Source organism: Synechococcus sp. BA-120 BA3 (assembly GCF_034931285.1).
GTDB lineage: Bacteria > Cyanobacteriota > Cyanobacteriia > PCC-6307 > Cyanobiaceae > Cyanobium.
In genome coordinates, this window is sequence record NZ_JAYGHZ010000150.1 from 1 (window position 1) to 1,998 (window position 1,998).

General features: G+C 74.6%; 4 protein-coding genes. 1 reads left to right on the top strand and 3 read right to left on the bottom strand.

Going from position 1 to position 1,998, the window contains the following annotated elements; translation table 11 throughout:
* The coding region (locus tag VB737_RS06710; RefSeq protein ID WP_500312159.1) for a (d)CMP kinase at positions 1-375 on the top strand (375 nt) is incomplete at its 5' end.
* Here VB737_RS06710 and VB737_RS06715 read toward each other — a convergent pair.
* From VB737_RS06715 to VB737_RS06725, 3 genes are all read right to left on the bottom strand, one after another.
* Entirely contained in the window at positions 372-866 is a 495-nt protein-coding gene (locus VB737_RS06715) for a low molecular weight protein-tyrosine-phosphatase (RefSeq protein WP_500312160.1), read from the bottom strand. The two genes, VB737_RS06710 and VB737_RS06715, sit on opposite strands and share 4 nt — an antisense overlap.
* Positions 863-1,525 (bottom strand): C-phycocyanin alpha-cysteine-84 phycocyanobilin lyase subunit CpcF, encoded by a 663-nt coding sequence (cpcF, locus tag VB737_RS06720; protein WP_500312161.1) that lies wholly within the window; start codon positions 1,523-1,525, stop codon positions 863-865. The genes VB737_RS06715 and cpcF overlap by 4 nt, the downstream gene beginning before the upstream one ends.
* Positions 1,525-1,998 (bottom strand): HEAT repeat domain-containing protein (locus tag VB737_RS06725; protein WP_500312162.1); only part of this gene is annotated, 474 nt, incomplete at its 5' end. The genes cpcF and VB737_RS06725, both read right to left, overlap by 1 nt.

Consider the following 1,998-nt stretch of genomic DNA (forward strand, 5'->3'; position numbering starts at 1 on the left):
CAGCAGGCCATGGGCCGGCGCGGCGGCCTGGTGGCGGAGGGGCGCGACATCGGCACCGCCGTCTTCCCGGAGGCCGAGTGCAAGGTGTTCCTCACCGCCACGGTGGCGGAGCAGGCCCGTCGCCGGGCGGCGGATCTGGCCCAGCGCGGCTTCGCGGTGCCGGCCCTGGCGGAACTGGAGGCCCAGATCGCCGAGCGGGATCACCGTGATTCCAGCCGTGCCGAAGCCCCCCTGCGCCAGGCGAACGACGCCGTGGAGCTGGTCACCGACGGCCTGCCCATCGACGCCGTGATTCAGCGCCTGGTCGACCTGTTCCGCGAGCGGGTGCCGGAGGACGCCTGGCCGGGCCCCTCCCCTTTGGAGGCACAGCCCTAGCCGGCCCCCTGATCGGCCCTCAGGGCCTCCAGCAGGCCGCCGCAGGCGTCCTCCAGCAGGTCCAGCACCCGATCGAAGCCCTCCTCGCCGCCGTAGTAGGGATCGGGCACCTCCTCGACGCTGTAGCGGCGGCAGTAACGGGTGAGCGGGCCGATGCGGGCGGCGGCCTCCCCCCTCCCGGCCAGCCCGCGCACCGCCTCCAGGTTCTGCCGGTCCATCGTCAGCACGTGGTCGAAGCGGCCCAGGTCGTCCATGGTGATCTGGCGCGCCCGGCTGGGCAGAACGATGCCCCGACGGGCGGCGGCGCTGCGCATGCGGGCGTCGGCGGGGCGGCCCACGTGCCAGTCACCGGTACCGGCCGAGTCGACCGTGAAGGCCTGCTCCAGCCCCTGGCGGGCGATCAGGTGCAGGAACACCCCCTCGGCGGCCGGGGAGCGGCAGATGTTGCCGAGACAGACGAACAGGATGGCGGTGGGATCAGGGGAGGTCATCGGCTGTCCAGTCGCTTCAGGGCCACGCCGGCCCGCAGGCGCACCACCAGAGTCTCCTCCTGCTCCAGCTGCCGCAGCTGGCTGAGGCCGGCCACGGCCCGTTCGCGGTGGGGATGGGGCGGCGCCAGCGGCAGGGCCAGGCCCTCGAAGCCCACCGCTACGGCGTAGCGCACGACCCACTCTCCGTCGCTGCGGCCCTCTTCGAGGGCCTCCAGGCAGCGCTGGCGGATTCCTTGCCGCTCCTGCTCGGCGAGGCTTTCCAGCCGCAGGGCCCCGAGGCCCCTGGCGGCGGCCCGGCGCACGCTGGGGCCGACGTCGGTGGCCAGGGCGTCCTCGAGCACGTCCAGCCCGCGCGGGTCGCCGATGCCCGCCAGGGCCCGGACGGCCCAGGCCCTGGCCCCGTAGTTGTGGGCATCCAGATTGGCCAGCAACGGTCCCACGGCGGCCGGGCCCAGGGCGATCAGCCCGTCGACGGCGGCGACGGCGGCGCCGGGATTGTTGAACCCCAGCACCTGCACCAGCTGGGGCACGGTGGCCAGCGGCTCGTCGCAGTCGGTCAGCCGGCGGGTGGCCGCCACGAGCTCCTCGGCACTGCCGGCCTGCTCGAAGGCCCGGATCCGATCGGCCGCGCGCTGGGAATCTCCGCTTGCGGCCGTCATCACAGCAGGGCGTCCATCGCCATCAGGAGGGCCTCATCATCGCTGTCCGCCTCGCTCCCGCTGGCGGAGCCGCGGCCCTGCTCGACGAGCCCCCGCAGGGCGATCAGCTTGAGGCTGTTCTCGGCGAAGGTGCGCCGGATCGGCTCCAGGGCGGGCCGCCACCCCACCGCCCCCAGATCCATCAGGGCGGCACGGCGCACCTGCAGCTGGGGATGCTGCAGCAGTCCGAGCAGCTCGTCCGCCCAGACCGTCTCCCCGGTGAGCTGCAGCAGGGCGCGGCAGGCGGCGCTGCGGACCAGCGGCCGGTCGTGGGCAGTGAAGGGGCGGATCACCTCCAGCACCTCCGCCTGCGCCTCCCCGATCGCCCCCAGGGCCTCCAGCATCGCTTCGCAGGGTTCCTGCAGCCGGGGGCTGTCGCTGCGGCAGGCACCAGCGACGGCGGGGCCGCTGGCCAGCCGGCGGCTCAGCAGGGG

What these genes read in the sequence shown, in the direction of transcription:
- cpcF (WP_500312161.1), bottom strand. Translation starts at nt 1,525, where the DNA reads ATGACGGCCGCAAGCGGAGATTCCCAGCGCGCGGCCGATCGGATCCGG.
- VB737_RS06715 (WP_500312160.1), bottom strand. Translation starts at nt 866, where the DNA reads ATGACCTCCCCTGATCCCACCGCCATCCTGTTCGTCTGTCTCGGCAAC.